Origin of the sequence: Martelella sp. HB161492, from assembly GCF_013184775.1 — a bacterium.
Taxonomy (GTDB): Bacteria; Pseudomonadota; Alphaproteobacteria; order Rhizobiales; family Rhizobiaceae; genus Martelella.
In genome coordinates, this window is record NZ_JAATVV010000007.1 from 1 (window position 1) to 20,235 (window position 20,235).

18 protein-coding genes are annotated in these 20,235 nt (G+C 59.9%); 5 read left to right on the forward strand and 13 right to left on the reverse strand.

Annotated elements, in window-relative coordinates; all coding sequences use genetic code 11:
* The first annotated feature begins 502 nt into the window (after positions 1-502).
* Positions 503-1,483 carry a P1 family peptidase gene (locus tag HCK86_RS12630; protein ID WP_176084850.1) on the forward strand — a complete coding sequence of 327 codons (981 nt, stop codon included), beginning with the start codon at positions 503-505 and terminating at the stop codon, positions 1,481-1,483.
* 29 nt (positions 1,484-1,512) lie between these two features.
* On the opposite strand, the gene HCK86_RS12635 is transcribed toward HCK86_RS12630, so the two are convergent.
* From HCK86_RS12635 to HCK86_RS12655, 5 genes are all read right to left on the reverse strand, one after another.
* A complete protein-coding gene (locus HCK86_RS12635) occupies positions 1,513-2,916 on the reverse strand; it encodes an efflux transporter outer membrane subunit (protein ID WP_176084851.1) in 1,404 nt (467 codons plus the stop codon).
* A gap of 97 nt (positions 2,917-3,013) precedes the next feature.
* The gene (locus tag HCK86_RS12640; protein WP_176084852.1) at positions 3,014-6,148 is read right to left on the reverse strand and encodes an efflux RND transporter permease subunit; all 3,135 of its coding nucleotides are present in this window, start codon (positions 6,146-6,148) and stop codon (positions 3,014-3,016) included.
* A 50-nt stretch (positions 6,149-6,198) separates the two neighbouring features.
* Positions 6,199-7,329: an efflux RND transporter periplasmic adaptor subunit gene (locus HCK86_RS12645; RefSeq protein ID WP_176084853.1), complete on the reverse strand. Its 1,131-nt coding sequence runs from the start codon at positions 7,327-7,329 to the stop codon at positions 6,199-6,201.
* A 249-nt stretch (positions 7,330-7,578) separates the two neighbouring features.
* Complete coding sequence (locus HCK86_RS12650) at positions 7,579-8,178, reverse strand: TetR/AcrR family transcriptional regulator (RefSeq protein ID WP_176084854.1); 600 nt, start codon at positions 8,176-8,178, stop codon at positions 7,579-7,581.
* Positions 8,179-8,191: 13 nt separating this feature from the next.
* Positions 8,192-9,151: a phosphoribosylaminoimidazolesuccinocarboxamide synthase gene (locus tag HCK86_RS12655; RefSeq protein WP_176084855.1), complete on the reverse strand. Its 960-nt coding sequence runs from the start codon at positions 9,149-9,151 to the stop codon at positions 8,192-8,194.
* A gap of 398 nt (positions 9,152-9,549) precedes the next feature.
* On the opposite strand from HCK86_RS12655, the gene HCK86_RS12660 reads away from it, so the two are divergent.
* Positions 9,550-10,200 carry a LysE family translocator gene (locus HCK86_RS12660; RefSeq protein ID WP_176084856.1) on the forward strand — a complete coding sequence of 217 codons (651 nt, stop codon included), beginning with the start codon at positions 9,550-9,552 and terminating at the stop codon, positions 10,198-10,200.
* A gap of 5 nt (positions 10,201-10,205) precedes the next feature.
* On the opposite strand, the gene HCK86_RS12665 is transcribed toward HCK86_RS12660, so the two are convergent.
* From HCK86_RS12665 to HCK86_RS12690, 6 genes are all read right to left on the reverse strand, one after another.
* The gene (locus HCK86_RS12665; RefSeq protein ID WP_348641074.1) at positions 10,206-11,501 is read right to left on the reverse strand and encodes a DUF6596 domain-containing protein; all 1,296 of its coding nucleotides are present in this window, start codon (positions 11,499-11,501) and stop codon (positions 10,206-10,208) included.
* A complete protein-coding gene (locus HCK86_RS12670) occupies positions 11,498-11,851 on the reverse strand; it encodes a YciI family protein (protein WP_176084857.1) in 354 nt (117 codons plus the stop codon). Before HCK86_RS12670 ends, HCK86_RS12665 begins: the two co-directional genes overlap by 4 nt.
* A gap of 171 nt (positions 11,852-12,022) precedes the next feature.
* Positions 12,023-13,252, reverse strand: coding sequence for a 23S rRNA (adenine(2503)-C(2))-methyltransferase RlmN (rlmN, locus tag HCK86_RS12675; protein ID WP_176084858.1), 1,230 nt, complete (start codon positions 13,250-13,252; stop codon positions 12,023-12,025).
* A gap of 282 nt (positions 13,253-13,534) precedes the next feature.
* Positions 13,535-14,038 carry an invasion associated locus B family protein gene (locus tag HCK86_RS12680; protein ID WP_176084859.1) on the reverse strand — a complete coding sequence of 168 codons (504 nt, stop codon included), beginning with the start codon at positions 14,036-14,038 and terminating at the stop codon, positions 13,535-13,537.
* A 273-nt stretch (positions 14,039-14,311) separates the two neighbouring features.
* Positions 14,312-14,683 carry a YkvA family protein gene (locus tag HCK86_RS12685; protein WP_176084860.1) on the reverse strand — a complete coding sequence of 124 codons (372 nt, stop codon included), beginning with the start codon at positions 14,681-14,683 and terminating at the stop codon, positions 14,312-14,314.
* Between the two features lie 50 nt (positions 14,684-14,733).
* Positions 14,734-15,099 (reverse strand): 4a-hydroxytetrahydrobiopterin dehydratase, encoded by a 366-nt coding sequence (locus tag HCK86_RS12690; RefSeq protein WP_176084861.1) that lies wholly within the window; start codon positions 15,097-15,099, stop codon positions 14,734-14,736.
* Position 15,100: 1 nt separating this feature from the next.
* On the opposite strand from HCK86_RS12690, the gene HCK86_RS12695 reads away from it, so the two are divergent.
* Complete coding sequence (locus HCK86_RS12695; RefSeq protein ID WP_176084862.1) at positions 15,101-15,574, forward strand: low molecular weight protein-tyrosine-phosphatase; 474 nt, start codon at positions 15,101-15,103, stop codon at positions 15,572-15,574.
* Here HCK86_RS12695 and thpR read toward each other — a convergent pair.
* Together thpR and HCK86_RS12705 are read right to left on the reverse strand one after the other, a co-directional pair.
* On the reverse strand, positions 15,523-16,116 hold the full coding sequence (gene thpR / locus HCK86_RS12700; protein WP_176084863.1) for an RNA 2',3'-cyclic phosphodiesterase: 594 nt from the start codon (positions 16,114-16,116) through the stop codon (positions 15,523-15,525). The genes HCK86_RS12695 and thpR overlap by 52 nt on opposite strands.
* Before the next feature lie 65 nt (positions 16,117-16,181).
* Positions 16,182-16,829, reverse strand: a complete 648-nt coding sequence (locus HCK86_RS12705; RefSeq protein ID WP_176084864.1) for an arylesterase — start codon at positions 16,827-16,829, stop codon at positions 16,182-16,184.
* Positions 16,830-16,939: 110 nt separating this feature from the next.
* Here HCK86_RS12705 and HCK86_RS12710 point away from each other — a divergent pair, with 110 nt between their 5' ends.
* Positions 16,940-17,668: an ABC transporter ATP-binding protein gene (locus HCK86_RS12710; protein ID WP_176084865.1), complete on the forward strand. Its 729-nt coding sequence runs from the start codon at positions 16,940-16,942 to the stop codon at positions 17,666-17,668.
* A complete protein-coding gene (locus HCK86_RS12715; protein WP_176084866.1) occupies positions 17,665-20,211 on the forward strand; it encodes an ABC transporter permease in 2,547 nt (848 codons plus the stop codon). Before HCK86_RS12710 ends, HCK86_RS12715 begins: the two co-directional genes overlap by 4 nt.
* Positions 20,212-20,235 lie beyond the last annotated feature (24 nt).

Sequence of the window (20,235 nt, forward strand, 5' to 3'; positions counted from 1 at the left end):
CTTCGTCTCTTTCCGGTAAGCCAAAAGCCTACCAACAAAGCCGCTCGCCACGTTTCTCTTTCTTCTTTATTCAATTGTCCAAATAACCGACGAATGAAATTCGTCGTAAACCGCCCCGTGCCAAAACCTTTTGAGTTCGAACACGTCAACCAGCAAAGCTAATTGGCGGGAAGGGATCGTTGCTCAGTCGCCGCAGCGACCGGCGACCCCGTCGGTGGTGTGCATATAGTGTTAAGCGTCCACCGAAGTCAACATGCTAATTTCAAAAAACTGTAAAAATCTTCGATTACGCCGTAGCCATTGGCCACCACCCCGGTTTCGGCCTTCAGTGCCATCCCCTCCCTGCCCCGGCACCGGCTGTTGGCGCCAGGCGATATCGCCGGCCCGGCCGTGGCCGGTTACGCCCCACCGGCCGCGCTAATGACAGATCTGACTTTCGGGCGCGTTCACGATGGCCTAGAACGTGAGGCATAGAACTGCCATCTTTTCCCTGGGGGGCCTCATGTTCAATCTTCTCACCGATATCAGCGGCCTTGCCGTCGGCAATGCGCAGGATCTCGATCTCGCCTCCGGTGTCACTGTCGTCACCTTCGACACGCCGGCAATCGCCTCCGGTTTCGTTCTCGGCGGCGCCCCGGGCAGCCGTGAGCAGAAGCTTCTTGAGCCCGGCGCCACTGTCGAGGCTGTCGATGCCTTCGTTCTTGGCGGAGGCTCGGCCTTCGGGCTCGATGCAGCCGGCGGCGTCCAGTCGGGGCTTCGCGCCGACGGGCGCGGCTTCCTGGTCGGCGATGTGCGGATCCCGATCGTGCCGCAGGCCATCCTGATGGATCTGCTCAATGGCGGCAACAAGGACTGGGGGCTTCATGCCCCTTATCGCGACCTCGGCTATCAGGCCTATCGCAATGCGCACGGCGACGCTTTCGCGCTCGGCACGGTCGGCGCCGGGACGGGCGCGACAACGGCAACGCTGAAAGGCGGTCTCGGCTCTGCCAGCCTCCGCCTCGCTTCAGGCCATATCGTCGGTGCCCTGGTGGCCGTCAACGCGATGGGCAGCATCACCGTTGGCGATGGCCGCCATTTCTGGGCCGCGCCCTTCGAACGTGACCGGGAATTCGGCGGCATCGGCGAGGCCCCGGCCTATCAGGAAACAGATCTCGCCTTGCGGATGAAAGGGCTTCAGACCACCGCCACCACGATCGGTGTGATCGTGACCGATGCCGCCCTCACCAAGGCTGAAACCCATCGCCTTGCCATTATGGCTCATGGTGGCTTTGCCCGGGCGATCTATCCCGCGCATCTGCCAATGGATGGTGACACGGTGCTGTCAGCAGCCACATGTGAAAAGCCGATGACGGGCCCCGCCGACTTTGCCCATATCTGCCACGCCGCCATGACGACGATGGCGCGGGCGATTGCCCGCGGCGTCTATCACGCAAAAGCGCTCCCGCAAGCGGGAGCGCAAAAGGCCTGGTGCGATCTTTGAAAACGGGATCGCGGCGAACCGCGGCAGCCTTACTTGCTGCCGACGGCGTAGCCGCCGCCGATCGCGACATTGAGGCTCACATAGTCATTGGCCATGCTGGCAACAGCATCGGCAAGATCAGCCTCGGCACTCGAGACGGAGCGCTGCGCATCAAGAACGTCAAGCAGCGAGGTGGCACCATCCTTATAGCTGGCCGTCGAGAGATCGAGTGCCTCCTTGTAGGACGCAACCGTCGCCCGCAGGGCAGAAACCGTGCGGCCATCGCGCGAAACCTTGGCCAGCGCCGTCTCAACCTCCGAAATCGCGTCCAGCACCGTCTGCTGCCAGGCAAGATAGGCCGCACGTGCCTGCGACTCGTTGATCCGGACGTTGGCTCTCAATGCGCCACCGTCAAAGATCGGCAGGCTCAGCGCCGGACCGAAGGACCAGGATGTCAGACCGTTGCTGCCGGCCAGGTGTGACGCGCTGAGGCTTGCCGTGACGGTTCCGCTCAGCGTGATCGAAGGATAGAGCGCTGCCTCGGAAACGCCGATATTGGCGGTCGCCGCAGCCAGCGCCTGCTCCGCCTTGCGGATGTCAGGACGATTGCGAATGAGATCCGCCGGAACCCCGCTTGCATAGGTCGCGCTGGTCATCGGGATCGGCTTCTTCTTGTTCATCTGGTCGATCAAGGTCGCAGCCGGCAGACCCATCAGCGTCGAGAGCGAATAGACCTGCGCGCGATAGCTTGCTTCCAGCCCCGGAATTGACGACAGCTGCGCATTGACGAGACCTTCCGACTGCGCCACATCCAGACGCGAGGACGCACCGGCATCAAGCTGGAACTGGGTCAGCTTCAGCGTTTCCCGGCGGCTGGCAAGGTTCGACTTGGCGATCTGCAGGCGCTCCTGATAGAGGCGCGCATTCACATAGGCCTGAACCAGATTTGAAATCAGCGCCAAGCGGGCAACATCTGCCGATGCATAGGCCTGACCAAGCTGGGCTTCAGCAGCCTCGCCGGCGCGCTTATATTTACCGAACAGATCAAGATACCAGGAAACAGGGATCGACCCCGTGGCCGTGTTGGTCAGCTTATGCGCAGACGTGCTTGCCGCTTCACCGGCCGAACTGCCGACCGCATCGCTACCCGTCAGATCGACCGAGGGATAAGCGCCGGCTGTTGCGGTGATGATACCTTCCTGAGCCTGGGCGATGGCCTCGACCGCCTGCAGGATATCGAGGTTCTGCGCCAACCCCTTATCCACATAGGCATTGAGCTGCGAATCGTTAAACGATGTCCACCAGGCTGTCTGGGTCACGTCGCCATCGCTTTTGGTACTGCCTTCGCTGAATTTGGTCGGCAGCGGCATGTCAGGCTTCTGATAGTCGGGACCGACCACGCAGCCCGAAAGCAACAACATAACGAAGGGTACGGAAACGCGGCGCAATAGCATGGGTCTGTCCTGTCAGGTTCGGCCGTGGCTTACACTAGCCGTTTCGATATTCCTTTTAAGCGCCGGGGAGGCCCCGGCGCAATATGGTTAGCAATCTTTAAATTGCCTGCTGGTCTTCGGATTTGGCCTCTTTCTTGCGTTCGATACGCATGATCCGGCAAACCGCAACGAAGAAGGACGGAATGAAGAAGACGCCCAAAGCCGTTGCAGCCAGCATGCCGAAGAACACGGTAATGCCGATTGCATTCTGAGACGCAGCACCCGCACCCGACGCGACAGCCATCGGCAAGACACCAAGCATGAAGGCAAGCGAGGTCATCAGGATCGGCCGCAGACGCATGCGCGCCGCCCGGATGGCCGAATCAACCGCCGTCATGCCCTGATCCATCAATTCGCGGGCGAATTCGACAATCAGAATGGCGTTTTTCGCCGCAAGACCCATCGTCGTCAAAAGCCCGACCTTGAAATAGATGTCGTTGTTCTGACCAGTGAAATGGGCACCAAGCACCGCACCGAAAATACCGACAGGCACGGCAAGGATCACGGCAAAGGGAATCGACCAGCTCTCATAGAGCGCGGCAAGGCAGAGGAAGACGAAGACCACTGAAATCGCGTAAAGATAGCTCGCTTCGTTGCCCGAAACCACTTCCTGGTAGGACATGTCCGTCCAGGCCACCGTAAAGCCTCCGGTCAGCTGCTTCACCAGACCCTGAAGCTGGTTCATCGCTTCACCAGTCGAGAAGCCCGGCTGGGTACCGCCCGAAATATCGACAGCATTATTGCCGTTATAATGGGCGATTGACGGCGCACCGGATACCCAGCTGATCTTGGTGAATTCCGAGAATGGCACCATTTCACCGCTGTCGTTCGACGCATACCACTTGCCGATATCGTCCGGCTGCATGCGATAGGGCGCGTCACCCTGAACATAGACCTTCTTGATCTTGCCGTTGATGGTGAAGTTGTTGATGTAGGTTCCGGCATAGATCGTCGACAGCATCGACGTGACCGAAGCAAGGTTCACACCATAGGCGCCGACCTTCTCCGTATCGATATCGAGCATCATCTGGGTCTGATTGGCCAGGGTGTCGGTACGCGTCTGCGACGCAATGCCACCCTGATTCATCTGGGCGATGACGTTTGTCGTCGATGCAAATGTCGCATCCTGACCACGGTTACCGCTGTCGACGACATAGCCGCTCCAGCCTGTCGAGGTGCCAAGCCCCGGGATCGCCGGCGGCAACAGCACGTAAACCTGTGCATCGCGGATATGCGTATAGAAGTACATATTGGCGCGCTGGAGAATCGCCCCAGCACCGGCGGATTTTGCCGTGCGCTGATCGAAGTCCTTCAGCTTGATGAAGTTCATGCCATAATTCTGTCCGGTACCGGCAAATGAGAAGCCGACAGCGGAGAACACCGCATCAACATTCGCACCTTCCTGCGTATCGAAATAATTCTGGATCTCTTTCATCACTGCATTGGTGCGCTCGGTCGTTGCGCCATCTGGCAGCTGCACGATCGAGAACAGATAGCCCTGGTCCTCATCGGGAAGGAAGGCGCTCGGCAATTTGCCGAAGTAGTAGACCACGCCGCCAACGACGACCGCGAACACCAGGAAGACCGGGATCATCAATCCGAGCAGACGCTTGACTGTTCCCGTATAGGCATGTGTCATCCGCTCGAAATTGCGGTTGAATATGCCGGACAGACCGCGGTCCTTCTTGGTCGGATCGACCGATTTCAGGATCGTGGCGCAGAGTGCCGGCGTGAAGATCAGCGCCATCAGCACCGAAAGCACCATGGCCGAGACGATCGTCACCGAGAACTGGCGATAGATGATGCCGGTCGAGCCGCCGATGAAGGCCATCGGAATGAACACAGCCGACAGAACCAGAACGATACCGACCAGAGCACCGGAGATTTCCGCCATGGAGCGGATCGTCGCCTCGCGTGGCGGCAACCCTTCCTCATGCATGATGCGCTCGACGTTCTCCGTCACCACGATCGCGTCGTCAACGAGAAGGCCGATCGCCAGCACCATGGCGAACATGGTCAGCGTATTGATCGAATATCCGGCGAACGCCAGCACGCCGAAGGTACCGAGCAGGACCACCGGCACAACGATCGTCGGAATGATGGTCGCACGCAGGTTCTGCAGGAAAATCAGCAGCACCAGGAACACGAGAACAATGGCCTCGAACAATGTCTCGACAACCTGTTCGATCGACAATTCGACGAAGGGCGTCGTGTCATACGGATAGATGACGTCGACGCCTTCCGGCAGCGTCGGCTTGATCGAGTTCATGAAGTTGACAACGTTTCTGGACGTGTCAACGGCGTTCGCGCCACTGGCAAGCTCAACGGCGAAACCGCCGGCGACCTTGCCATTGTAATAACCCTGAATGTCGTAATTCTCTTGACCCAGCTCGACACGGCCGAGATCGCCAAGCGTCACCGTTGCGCCGTTTTCGGTCACCTTGACGACGATGTTGTCGAATTCACGCACTGTGGTCAGCTGCGTCGAGGACACAACCGTCAGATTGAGCTGCTGCCCCTTGACGGATGGATTGTCGCCCAGATCACCAACGGCGACCTGCGCATTCTGCGCCTCGATCGCGCTCGAGACATCGGCAACCGTCAGATTATACTGATTGAGCTTGTAGGGATCGAGCCAGATGCGCATGGCATAGGGCGTGAAGAAGGCCTGTACGCTGCCAACACCATCCAGGCGCATCACGCTGTCCTGGATCGTGCTGTCGATGATGTTGCCAAGATCAGCCGCTGTATAATCGTTGTTCGACGAGGTCAGCGCGACAACCATCAGGATCGATGACGACGAATGGTTCACCGTCAGACCCAGCTGCCGAACCGTATCGGGCAGCTGCGATTCGACAAGCTGCAGCTTGTTCTGGACTTCAACCTGGGCAATCTCGGGATCGATTGCCGGTCCGAAAATCACCTGAATCTGCGAGGAGCCATTGCTTGACGTCGATGTCATGTAAAGCATGTCATCGAAGCCCGACAGGCCGTCTTCGATCACGTTGGTGACCGTTGACTCGACGGTTTCCGCGCTGGCGCCGGGATAGGTCGAAGAAATTGAAATCGTCGTCGGAGCGATTTCCGGATATTGCGAGATCGGAAGCGTCAAGACGCCAAGACCGCCGCCGATCATGATCAGGATCGCCACAACCCAGGCGAAAATCGGTCGATGAATAAAGAAATTAGCCATTAATTGTCCCTCGAGCGCCGGGGTTTATCTGTCGCGAAAACACCATTCGCTCAACCGTTGCTGCCGGAACTGGCCGCATTCTTGTTCGAGGAACCGCCGGATGCATCCGCCGGCTGCTGATCAACAACCACGCCGTCATCATTGATCGTCACCGGAACCGGATTGACGGTCTTCACACCGCCAACCAGACGCTGGAAGCCGTCAACAATCAGCTTGTCGCCATCGGAAACACCACTGGTGACCAGCCAACCATTGCCGGAAGACTGTGCATCCTTGAAAACCCGCGTCTCGACCGCATTGTCCTTGCCGACGAACTGTGCCGTAACCTTGCCACCGGGCTCGATCTGGGCCGCACGCTGGGGAATGAGATAGCCCTGGGTTTCGTCCAGCGTCAGCGTCGCACGCACGAACATCCCCGGCAGGATCACGTTTTTAGGATTGTCGAAAACGGCGCGGAGATTAACCGTTCCGGTCGATTCATTGACCGTGCGGTCCGAGACATCGAGATGACCCTTGACGTCATATTCGGTCCCGTCATCCAGCTGGACGGTAACCGTGACCTTCGAAAGATCGGCTTCAGAGCCGAGTGACGACGAGTATTTGCTCGTGCCTGAAAGCACTTCCGAGGCCGATTCATACATATCCACGTAGACTGGGTCGAGCTGGTTGATCTGAACCAGCGGCGTGGTCGAACTCGACGAGGCAATATTGCCGATCGCGATATTCGACACGCCCAGCGCACCATCGAAAGGTGCATAGATGCTGGTATGATCCAGATTGACCTGCGCCGCAGCGACGGAAGCCTTGCCGGCCTCGACATCGGCGAGCGACTGCTCGTAGGAGACCTGTGCATCGGTCAGCTGGATCTCGGTCGCGCCCTTGTTAACGATATTCTTGTAGCGCTCGTAATTCGCCTTCATGCCCGGCACGGTGGCATTGGCCTTGGCAAGGGTTGCCTTGGCCTGATCAAGGGCGGCCTGATAGCTGTCCTTCTCGATCTGATAGAGAAGGTCACCCTTCTTGACCGTGGCGCCGTCGGTAAATGCCTTTTCTTCGATAATGCCGCTGACCTGCGGCACGATCTCGGCACTGCGATAGGCGACGGCCCGCGCGGGTAGCGTCGTCGTGATCGGCAGCGTCTGCTGCTTCATCTCGATAACACCGACAGACGGCGGAGGCATCTGCATGCCTCCCTGCTTCTCGCCTTCCTTACTACAAGCTGCCGCTGTCACGGCCAGTACGGAGAGAAGAGCAATTGAAAGCTTGCGCGGCTTCATGGGCACCTATCCAAATCAACAAATCGAAACAATTTACGCCGTTCTAGCACACTCACCAGCGTGCCGGAACAGTGAATACAACTGTTGGGCGTCAACGGGCCGGATTCCGGCGAATTACCGCGAGACTGCTTTAGTGACGTATCTCAGCAAGCATCACTTGGCAACGCCGTATTTCAAACCCGCATCAACAAGACGCAGTATGGCATGCGCTTTGTCAGATTGTGTTGCCAGATCAGCACATTTAACCATATTCGGATGCAGCACGCAGGTCAGCATGTCGACGATGACCTCGGCATCGCGCACCGGATCACCCTCGCGGAAAAGCTGCGCCTTCATGCCATCGTCGAGAATGGCGGCGATCCGGTCCCGCACCAGACCGCGATACATGCGGCCCTTGTTTGCAGGGTCTTCAAACACGAAAGGCAACATTTCGAACAGGTAGCGATCATTCTGCATTTTCTGCAGGTGATCCTTTGTCAGCCGGTCAACGAACCGAGTCAGCCTGATGTCGGCTGGCAGACCGGTATCCTGCTCCACTTCGTCGCAATGGGCGCGAAAGCGCTCGCCATAGCGATAGGCGATCGCCTGCCCGAGCACCAATTTGCTCTGAAAATGCTTGAAGACATTGGCAGGCGACATTTCAAGTGCGGCAGCGATGTCGGCGATCGAGACGCCTGAATAGCCCTTCTCGCGGAAGAGCGCTTCAGCAGTGTTGAGAATATCCTCGCGGGTTTCCTCTGCTTTTCGTCTCACTCGCCGCATGCGCTCAGATCCAGGCCGCTTCGGGATAATAGGCGGAAAGGCGACTGCGAATTCGCTCCTTGACGCTGTCGCCAGCCTCATCGGCGACGAAATCCTCGCCGGTAATCATCCTGAAGGCCTGCTGGTAGACGGACGCGGTCTCGCGCACCAGATCTTCGGGAATTTCGGGGATCTGGTCATGATAGGGATCGCAGCGCTCGGCCACCCAGGCACGGATGAAATCCTTGTCGAAGCTTTCCGGGCGCAGGCCTGCGGCAAATCGCGCATCATAGCTCTCCGCAATCCAGTAGCGGCTCGAATCGGGCGTATGGATCTCATCGGCGAGCAGGATATTGCCAGCGTCATCCTTGCCGAATTCATATTTGGTATCAGCGAGAATAAGTCCGCGCTCCGCCGAAAGCGCCTGGCCGCGGGCAAATAGCGCCAGCGCATGGCGGGATACGGTCTCCCATTCCGCCTTCGTCAGCAGTCCGCGTTCGATGATCTCGGCTTCTGTCAGCGGCTCGTCATGGCCGCCGTCAAAGGCCTTGCTGGTCGGCGTGATGATGGCTTCGGGCAGCGCCTGATTATCCTTCATCCCGTCGGGAAAATCGAAGCCGTAGATTTTACGCTCACCCTTTTTGTAGCGGGTGAGGATCGACGTATCGGTCGTGCCGGCAAGGTAGCCGCGCACAATGATCTCGACCGGCAGGATTTCGAGCCTCTTTCCGACCACGACATTGGGATCGGGATAGGCCATGACATGATTCGGGCAGATGTCAGCCGTTCTCTCGAACCAGAAGCGGGCGATCTGGGTCAGAACCTGCCCCTTGGTCGGGATCGCCGCCAGCACGCGGTCAAAGGCCGAGAGCCGATCGGTCGCAATGATGATTCGCCGGCCATCCGGCAGATCATAATTCTCCCGCACCTTGCCGCGGTAATAGTTCGGCAGTTCGGGATAATGGGCTTCTTGAAGAATACGCAAGGCAATCACCTGTTCTGGATGATGGGTACGCCGATATATGCCTGAACGAACCCCTCGCCTTTCCTTAACGATTTGTAACACGAACAGCAATATTTGTAATCGAATGTGTCTGCGGCCGAAACCGGCATCAATTTCCGCCGGAGAGCACATAAACCGCGCTCCGCTCTGCCCGGGTCAGGCACCGGCTCGGCGAATCGGACTGGCAAAGACCGGGATCCATTTTTTCGCCCGATGGTCTATATTCCGCTTGCTGACAAACCATCGGTCCGAAAACGGGACTCGATTATTGAAATACACGATGCTTCGTTTCATCCCGTCGAAGCGTGCAGCCCCGCGTCCCCGTCGACGCATGGCGCGCTCATGACCGGCATGAACCACCTGCTGAAGGCCGAGCCGCCATGGAATTCCTGCCGTCAATTTCCGTTCTGCTGACATTCACAGCAGCCACGATGCTTCTGGCAATCACCCCCGGTCCCGATATGACACTTGCTGTCGGCAAGGCGATGCGGGAGGGCAAATCCGCCGGACTGATGGTGATCCTGGGCACGAATTGCGGCCTTGTCGTCCACACGCTGCTGGTCGCCTTCGGCGTTTCGGCGCTGATTGTCGCCTCGCCGCTGGCTTTCGCCATGCTGAAGACCGGCGGTGCGGCCTATCTGCTCTTCCTCACCGTCAATGCCATCCGCAAGGGGTCCAATTTCGTGATGGACAGCGAAAACCGGGCCGAACGCCGCCCCGGCGCGCTTGGAAAGGCCTTCGTCAATGGCCTTTCCGTGAACCTGCTCAATCCCAAGGTCATCATCTTCTTCATGACCTTCCTGCCGCAATTCGTCGTCGCATCGGACCCGTACGTCACCGCAAAGCTGATCTTTTTCGGTGTCTGGTTCATTCTGACATCGCTGCCGATCACGCTCGGCACCACCCTTGCCGCCGATCAGCTTTCAGGCTGGCTGAAAGCGCATCGCCGCGCGCTGCGGGTGATTGACTATCTCTTTGCCGGCGTCTTCTCCGCCTTTGCCGTGAAGATCCTCATGACCCGGGTCCACTGAAAGCCTTATTCCCGGCCCTCGGACGCAGATACGGTCCCTGCCCCGTCCGGACCTCTATTCAGGCAATCCTCCAGCCGGGCGCGCAGGAAGCGCCGTTCCGGCTCCGATCCCGACAGCGCGATCGCCTGACGATAGGCGATCGCCGCCGCGGCATTGGCGCCGGTGCGCAGGAGAAGATCGGCATGCAGCGCATGGAACGGCTGATAGCGGACAAGCGCCGGGGCAATCGGCTTCAGCCGGGAAAGCGCCGCTTCTGATCCCTCGACATAGGAAAGCGCGGCAATACGGTTGAGCGCGTGGACGGGATTGTCGCCCGTCTCGGCAAGAAGCGCGTAAAGGGCGGCGATCTGCGGCCAATCGGTCGCGGCAAAGGACGGCGCCTCGGCGTGAAGCGCGGCAATTGCCGCCTGCAGCTGGTAGGGGCCCGGCCTGCCGCGCCGCAAGGCCTTTTCGAGAATGCCGGCCCCCTCGGCGATCTCGCTTTTGCGCCAGAGGCTGCGATCCTGCGCTTCGAGCGTCAGCAAAATACCGTCGGCACCGGTCCGCGTTCCGCTGCGGGCATGATGCAGCAGCATCAGCGCCAGCAGGCCTTCCGCTTCCGGTTCGCCGGGCGAAAGCTCCAGCATCAGACGGCCGAGACGGATCGCCTCGTCACAGAGATCGACACGGATGAGCGTTTCGCCGGAAGCGGCATAGCCCTCGTTGAAGGCGAGATAGATCACCGCCAGCACGCCCTCAAGCCTGTCCGGCCATTCCGATGGCGCCGGCACGGCAAAGGGGATACCGGCGCGGGCGATCTTCTGGCGCGCCCTGACGAGGCGCTGCGCCATCGCATCATGACCATCGAGAAAGGCATCCGCCACCGCTTCGGTCGAAAGGCCAAGCACGGAACGCAGCGTCAGCGCGACCGACGTCTTGCGGTCAAGCGCCGGGTGGCAGCAGATGAGGATCAGCTTCAGCCGCTCGTCCTCCACCACCTCCGGTTCGGCGCTGGCGACGGCGATGGCGTTTTCGAGCAGGAAGACAATCTCGCCGCTTTTCGTCTGGAAGCGCTGGGCCCGACGCAGGCGGTCGACCGCCTTGCGCCGCGCCACTTCGACGAGCCAGGCGGCCGGATTTTGCGGGAGGCCGCTGCGCCGCCAGTGCAGGAGCGCTGATTCCAGCGCATCCTGGAGGCTGTCCTCGGCCAGCTGAAAATCCTTCAGCGCACCGACGAGGATTGAGAGCAGGCGTCCGCGCTCGAACGCTGCGATCCGGGCGATCGCGACCTCTGCGGTTTCGCCCGGACCGGCCGCTGTCACCGCTCGAACACCATGATCGGGCGGATTTCAACCGAACCCGTCTCGGCATGGGGGATCATCGCCGCATAGCGGATCGCCTCATCAAGGGTCTCGCAATCGAGGATGTAGAAGCCGCCAAGCTGTTCCTTGGTCTCCGCAAAGGGCCCGTCCATGGTCTCGACCTTGCCGGCGCGGACGCGGACGGTGGTGGCGGTGGCGACCGGCTGCAGCGCGTCGCCGGCGACATAGACGCCGTCCTTGTGGTAGGTGTCGTTGCAATGGGCATAGCCGCCCATCATCTTGCCGAAATTGGCGCTGCCCGGAGCGGGCGTGGTCTGTTCGGCGGCGTAGATCAAAGCAATGTATTTCATTGTCGTTCTCCTGGCTGACCCCGTCCGGCATGGACGGGATGCGACAATGACGAACGGGAATGCCGCTGATCGACATTCCCGTCAGATTTTTTTCGACAATGCAATCGGAAGTTATCACCAAAGCGGCGCAGCACATCCTGCGACGGCCGCTCTTCGTGACCGGTACACCCGTCAGTCGCCGTGATTGGCGATCATCATCGCCTCATAGGCCAGACGTTCGGTCTTGCGCATGCGTTCCGATTCCGATTTCAGCTGGCCGCAGGCGGCGAGGATATCGCGGCCGCGCGGCGTGCGGATCGGCGAGGCATAGCCCGCCTGATTGATGAAATCGGCAAAACGTTCGATCGTCTCCCAGTCGGAACACTGGTAGTTCGAACCCGGCCACGGGTTGAACGGGATCAGGTTGATCTTGGCCGGAATGCCCTTCAGAAGCCTGACCAGATCACGGGCATCCTCAAGACTGTCATTCACGTCCTTCAGCATCACATATTCAAAGGTGATGCGCTTGGCATTGGACAGGCCGGGATATTCACGGCAAGCCTTTATCAGCTCTTCCAGCGGATATTTCTTGTTGATCGGCACGAGAATATTGCGCAGGTCATCGCGCACCGCATGCAGCGAAATCGCCAGCATGCAGCCGATCTCCTCTCCGGTACGGTAGATTTCCGGCACAACACCCGAGGTCGACAATGTGATACGCCGCTTCGACAGCGACAGACCGGCATCATCAGAGGCCAGAAGCAGGGCGCGCTTGACGTTTTCGAAATTGTAGAGCGGCTCGCCCATGCCCATCATCACGACATTGGTGACCTTGCGGTCGCTTTCGGGAATAAAGGCCCCGTTCGGCGCATCCTTGTTGGGGAAATCGCCCAGCGCATCGCGGGCGGCCATCAATTGCCCGAGAATTTCTTCCGCCGTCAGATTGCGCACCAGCCGCTGCGTGCCGGTGTGACAGAAGGAGCAGGTCAGCGTGCAGCCAACCTGGCTGGAAATGCACAAGGTTCCGCGATCGGATTCTGGAATATAGACCGTTTCAACCTCGACCGGCCTGCCGGCGCCGCGGGCGGGAAAGCGGAACAGCCATTTGCGGGTGCCGTCAGACGAAATCTGTTCGTCGACCACTTCGGGACGGGCGATGGTGAAATGGTCAGCCAGCGTCTGGCGCAGATCCTTGGCGACATTGGTCATGTCGGCAAAATCGGTCACGCCGCGAACATAGATCCAGTTCCACAGCTGATTGACCCGCATCCTGAGCTGGCGTTCGGGAACACCGGCATTGAACAGCGCCTCGGCCATTTCCGGCCGGGTCAGGCCAACAAGACCCGGCTTCTCGCCGTGATTGGCGGCTTTTCTGGCCTTGAGCGCATCAAGGTCAAGCGTGGCGGTTCCTGAAACGGACATGTCTTCAAGCTCCAGACGGAAATACGCAATTCGCCCCTCACTCACCGGTCCAGCCAAGACCAGCGCGACGGGCGCCTGCGATGAATGCGAAAACGGGCCGCGAACCAAAGTCGCGGGCTTCACGGAACGGGGTGACAATCTGCCCTGCAGATCATCTGCCATTCCTCTCGGCGGCGCCTATAACATGGATTGCCTGGCACGTCACCTGCCTTGTCTTCAAGCCCTCAAAGCAAAAACCCGGCAAAAGCCGGGTTTAGGGTGTCGCGCATGCACTGAAGCGGATCAGTTGCAGGCCGAGATCTTGTTGAGCGCTGCGGTAATACCGATCAGCGAATAGGTGTGAACCGTGTTGGTGCCGCGGGCAGACGTCGCCCGGACTTCCATCGACCGGCCGCCCTTCATCGCGTTGACCAGCGCCGGCTCCTGGGCAGCGTTTTCAAGCCATCCGCCCTTGCCCTTGAAATACATCGGGAAGCTGTTGCCATCGACGACGACATCGATCTTCGAACCTGGCTTCAGGTCGAAACCCATCATCGCCTGCGGTTCCAGCGAAACATTCTGCCCCGGATATTTGGTAACGACGAAGAAGTTGTCGCCATGGTCGACATTGGCGGGCTCCTTCTTGGCCGGAACGGAGAGCACATAGCAAACCTTGCCGGCATCCGACTGGTAGGAATAGGCCACCCATGCGTCGAATTTCTGCATCGGTGTCGGCGTCTGCGCGGAAGCGGCCGACACGCCAGCGAACAGGAGAGCCAATACGATAACAATTCTTTTTACAAACATGTTGTCCTGCCGTTTTTTTGCTTGCCGCGGGCCCGCTCATACAAACGACCGGGCCAGTACGAACCTAGTTCGGAACTTTGATACGCATTCGAGGTTACCAAAGCGTCAACAAGCCCCTTTTCAACGCTTTGCGGCCCTTCACGCATCCCGAACCGTCTACATTTCTGTTTAAGACGGTGAAACGGGGCAAGAATTGGGCATAGCGCCAGATCGCTCTGCAGGAGAGCCAATCGCGCCCGCAAATGCGGTCAATCCGACAAGAGATTGGCGCGTCTAGCCCGCTTCGGCAAGAGCCTTGTCGGCACGGGCGTAGTGGACCGGGCGTAAATTGCCGCGGATCATGGCAAAGGCTGCCGTCAGCACCGCCACATCGTCGGAAAAACCGACAACTGCGAATACATCCGGGATCAGATCGGCAGGCATGACAAAATAGGCGAGTGCAGCCAACAGCACGCCGCGCGCCGTTGCCGGCGTATCGCGGTCGAGTGCACAATAATAGGCGGCAACGACATCGCGGGCAAAGGGGATCCGTCCCGCCGCACGGCGCAGCGTTTTCCAGAAACCGTCGCGCACCGCCTGTTCGCGATCAGCGCGGGCCTCGTCATCGCCCGGCTCCAGAATCTCGCCGAATTTCACATCATCCATCTGTGCGCACTCCCTGCATCAGGACTGATATGGGCGTGCAGCACACCAATTCAAAGCCCGAAACGATGAGCTGCGCGGTCCATCTCATGCGCCAGCACGATATCTTTCCCGGTCAGGCCGCCGACGGCATGCGTTGAAAGACTGGCGCCAACCCGGGCATAGGAATTGTTCCAGTCCGGATGATGATCAAGCCGCTCAGCCGCCAGCGCACATTCGCTCATGAAGGCAAAGGCCTGACGGAAATCAGCGAAGACGAAGTCGCGACAGATGGCCGTTCCGTTTTCGGTGACTGCCCAGCTTTCGAGGCCGGCAAGGGCGGTTTCGATTTCCGACGGTTCCAGCCGGCGGATTTTCGTGGCATCCTCGTTGCCGGACTGGCTGCCTTGTTCGAATTTCTCACGTTTCCAGACGAGCATCATGACCCCGAACGTCAAACCTTCTTTGCTATTTGTGTGCACCGGCAATATCTGCCGTTCCCCGCTTGCCGAGGGTGTATTTCTCGATCTTGCTGAAAAGGCCGGCCGCGCCGACGCCTTTGTCGTCGATTCGGCGGGTACCGGCGGCTGGCATGAGGGCGAATTGCCCGATCCTCGCTCCCGTGCCGTGGCGAGGGCACATGGATTCGACATTTCCAACCAGCGTGCCCGCAAGATCAGGGCAAGCGATTTTCAGACCTTCTCGCTCATACTGGCGATGGATCGCGGGAACCTCGCACAGCTGAATCAGATGTCACGCAGCGCCTCTAGCGCTCAAATCGTGCTTTTTAATGACTTTACCATCGGTCTTTCGAAAGATGTTCCCGACCCCTATTATGGCGGGCCTGGCGGCTTCGAAGACGTCTATGACATGCTGGTGGCAGGCTGCCAGTCGCTCATATCAAGGCTTTCATAACGGTCCTCGTCGGTCAGATCGAAAGCCTCTTCCACCCGGTAGGGGCCGCCGCCGACCGAATCGCGTGATGACAGCAGCACAAAACGATTGACCTTGAACGGCATGGTCTGGAAATTGCCGCGCGCAGACAGATAATCGGCGACATCGGCGAGTTTTGATCCCCGAAGCCGTGCCAGCGTCACATGCGGGGTAAACTTGCGCGGATCGGCGCCAAGCCCGATGCGCTGGCAGATCCGCTCGATCTCGCCCTGAAGCGCATAGAGCTCCGGCACATAGGGAACACCCGCCCACAGCGCATGCGGCTTCTTCGAGCCGAATGAGCCAGTACCGGACAGTCTTACGGAAAATGAGGGCCGCTCGATCCGATCGAGCCAGTGCACCACCTCGTCGGCGGTTCTGAAATCGACATCGCCGATGAAACGCAGCGTGATGTGGTAGTTTTCCACATCGATCCAACGCGCGCCGGGAAGGCCACCGCGCAAAAGCGAAAGGCTTAATGCCTGTTCGCGCGGAATTTCGAGGGCGGTGAACAATCTTGGCATGACGCGCTCCCCAAAATGCTTTGGACAGTATCCAGCGAATCACGCAAGTGCACAAAGCGCAAGGATTATTTTTGTTGTCCCCCGATAGTTGCCAGGAAGGCCTCGACCGCGGGAAGCGATTTTTCAACCATGATCTTCACCCCGTCGGCATTGGGATGCATGCCGTCTGACAGCTGCAGATCCGCATGGGTCGTCACGCCATCCAGGAAGAACGGGTAGAGCGGCAGCCCCTGCGCTGTGGCAAGTCCCTCATAGATGCCATTGAAGGCCGCCGCATAGGCATCGCCCATATTCGGGGGCGCCATCATTCCCATCAGCATCACCGGAATGTGCCGCTCGGACAGTCTTTTGACCATGGCCTCGAGATTTTCCTTCGTCTTGTCCGGCGAAATGCCCCGCAATGCGTCATTGGCACCGAGTTCCAGCAGAACACCGTCCGTCCCCTCGGGGATGGACCAGTCGATACGTGCCAGTCCGCCCGATGTCGTGTCGCCCGAAACACCGGCATTGGTGATCGTCACATCATAGCCCGCTTCATTGAGCGCCTTGTCCAGCTGCGCCGGATAGTCCTGCCCCGCCGCCAGCTCATAACCGGCGACAAGGCTGTCGCCAAGGACGACCAGCTTCAGCGGATCAGCCGCCATGCCCGGGCGTGCAAACGAAATCGTGATCGCTGCGACGACTGCGAAAAGACCTGCGGGTTTGAATTGCATATCAGGATTCCTAGATTCACTATCAGACTGATCTCATGGTGGCGGCATCTGCCCATCGGCACAGACTAATGTGTTGCAGGTAGGGCCGAATTTCAAAACGGAATGATATTTTGAGCGCGTTTCTGATCGAATTGAAGAATGCCGACCTGACACTCGGGGCCGGTTCCGCTGCCGTGCATGTGCTGAAAAACATGTCTCTTTCGATCGAGGCCGGACATTCGGTCGGCATTCTCGGCCCATCCGGCTCCGGAAAGTCGACGCTGCTGATGGTGCTCGCCGGGCTTGAACGGCTTGATCGCGGCGAGGTGACGATTGACGGAACCGCACTCGGGCCGCTGTCCGAAGATGCGCTTGCCGCCTTTCGCGGTGAGAATATCGGCATTGTCTTCCAGTCCTTCCACCTGATCGCCAATATGACCGCATTGGAAAATGCCGCCATTCCGCTGGAACTTGCCGGCCGCCGCGATGCCTTTGATGTCGCCCGTGCGGCTCTGACAAGCGTCGGGCTCGGCGAAAGGCTCGAGCACTATCCCGGCCAGCTTTCCGGGGGCGAGCAGCAGCGCGTTGCCATTGCCCGCGCCCTGGCGCCGCGCCCGGCACTGCTGATTGCCGATGAGCCGACCGGTAACCTCGATGGCGAGACCGGCCGGCAGATTGCCGATCTGCTGTTCGCCGCGCAGAAGGAAAGCGGCACGACGCTGGTCCTGGTGACCCATGATCCCGCCCTTGCCGCACGCTGCGACCGCCAGGTCCACGTCCGCTCCGGCGAAATTGCCGATGACGGGCTGAAAGGCAGCGATGACGGACATCCCGTGCAGGGCGGACGGGCCGCCGAATGATGAAAAGCCGCTCCAATCCCGCTCTTGCCCTTCGTTTTGCGCTGCGCGAAATGCGCGGCGGCCTTGCCGGGTTTTACATTTTTCTCGCCTGCATCGCCCTTGGCGTCACCGCCATTGCCGCAGTCAACTCCGTCGCTGATGCCGTCAATGCCGGAATTTCCGAGCGCGGCCGCCAGCTTCTTGCCGGTGACATCCGCTTCGAGACGGACAATGAACCGCTTTCCGGCGACATGCTCTCCTATGTCGAGGGACTTGGCACAGTATCGCAGGCGATCACGCTGCGCTCCATGGCCCGCAAGGCTGATGGCAGCGACCAGTCGCTGGTCGAGGTCAAGGCGGTGGATCATCTCTATCCGCTCTATGGCAGCGTCATTGCCGATCCTGACGCGCCGCTGAAACAGGCTCTGGCACAGTCCGGTGATCGCTATGGCGTGCTGGTGGCACCGCTGCTGATCGACAGGCTCGGCCTTTCCATCGGCGACACGCTGCTTCTCGGCAACACGAAACTCAAGATCACCGGCACCATTACCGAAGAACCCGATGCGCTCTCGGAAGGCTTCGGCTTTGCCCCGCGCGTGCTTCTGAGCACTAAGGCGCTGAATGCCTCAGGCCTGGTGACCACTGGCAGCCTTGTTTCCTATGCCTATCGGGTCAAGCTTGCCGATCCTACCGCCGATGTTACCGCTCTGAGCGAGGCTGCCAAAAAACGCTTTCCCGATGCCGGCTGGTCAATCCGCACCAGCGAGCGCGCAGCACCGTCGCTGTCGGAAAATGTCGACCGGCTATCGCAGTTCCTGACGCTTGTCGGCCTTGCGACCCTGATTGCCGGCGGCGTCGGCATTGCCAACGCGGTCAGCGCCTATCTGGAAGGGCGGCGCAACGCCATCGCCGCGTTCAAATGCCTCGGTGCCCCGGCCGGCATGGTGGTCATGATCTATTTTCTCCAGATCGTGCTTGTCGCCCTGATCGGCATTGCCATCGGCCTGGTCTTCGGCGCGCTCATTCCCTTCATCGCTTTGCCGCTGCTGGCTGATATCCTGCCGATCGGCGCCACTGCCGCGCTCTATCCCGGCGCATTGCTGCTGGCGGCCTCCTTCGGTCTGCTGACCGCGATCGCCTTCGCCATTCCCGCTCTTGCAAGCGCGCGCGCGGTCCCCGCCACCGCACTGACCCGGGCAATGACCTTCGAGACAAGCCGGAAGTTGCCGCTCTCCTATCTCCTCACCGCAGCCCTCACCCTTGGCCTCATTGCTGCCCTTGCCATCTTCACCGCCGAGGATCGCAAGCTGGCAGCAATCTTTCTCGCCGCCATGGCAGGCTCTTTCGTGATCCTGCGATGTGTTGCCGTCGGCATCAAGGCGATTGCCCGCATCACCCCGCGCCCGCATGCGCCGTCACTGCGACTGGCGCTCGGCAATCTGCACCGTCCCGGCGCCCTGACAGGTCCCGTGGTGCTGTCGCTCGGGCTCGGCCTGACGCTGCTTGTGGCGCTGGCGCTGGTTGACGGCAATCTCAATCGCGAGCTTTCGGCAAGCCTTCCCGCGCGCGCGCCGGACTTCTTCTTCGTCGATATTCAGGGCAATGAGGTCGACGGCTTCAAGGATATCGTCAAAGCCCAGGCGCCCGGCGGCGATCTGTCCATGGTGCCGATGCTGCGCGGGCGCATCACGGCGCTGAACGGCGTCAAACCGTCCGAAGCCAATATTGCGCCGGGCGGGCGCTGGGTGCTGCGCGGCGACCGCGGCATCACCTATGCCGAGGCCCTGCCTGAAAATTCGACGCTTGCAGAAGGCGAATGGTGGGCAAAGGACTATGCCGGTCCGCCGCTCGTCTCCTTTTCCGAAGAAGAGGGCAAGGAGCTCGGTCTGAAGCTTGGTGACACGGTAACGGTTCAGGTTCTCGGCCGTGAGATCACCGCGACAATCGCCAATTTCCGCAAGGTGGAATGGCAATCCATGTCGATCAATTTCGTCATGGTCTTCTCGCCGAGCACCTTTGCCGGCGCCCCGGTGAGCTATCTCGCCACACTTGTGGACCAGAGTGCCGATACCGCCACCAATGCCGCAGTGATGCGTGCTGTCGCCAATGCCTATCCGACGGTCACCACGATTGAGGTGAAAAGCGCGCTCGATGTCGCAGGCAAGCTGGTGAGCCAGCTCGGCACCGCCATCCGCGCGGCCGCCGTGATCGCGCTTGTCGCTGCCATGCTGGTGCTGGCCGGAGCGCTTTCGGCCGGCAACAGGCGGCGCGGCCATGATTCCGTTGTGCTGAAGACACTCGGCGCCACCCGCCCGGCGCTGATCCGCGCCTTCATCTATGAATATGCACTTCTGGGCCTGCTGACCGGCGTCTTCGCGCTGCTGGCCGGCAGCCTTGCTGCCTGGTATGCAGTGGCGAAGATCATGACCCTTCCCTTCTCGCTGCTGCCGCTCACCGCGCTCTCGACCGTCATTCTGGCGATCATCGTCACCGTCACGATCGGCCTGTTCGGGACTTGGCACATTCTCGGCCAGAAGGCATCGCTCTATCTGCGGGAACTGTGACGCCTGCCGGCCGAGCCCGCCCGG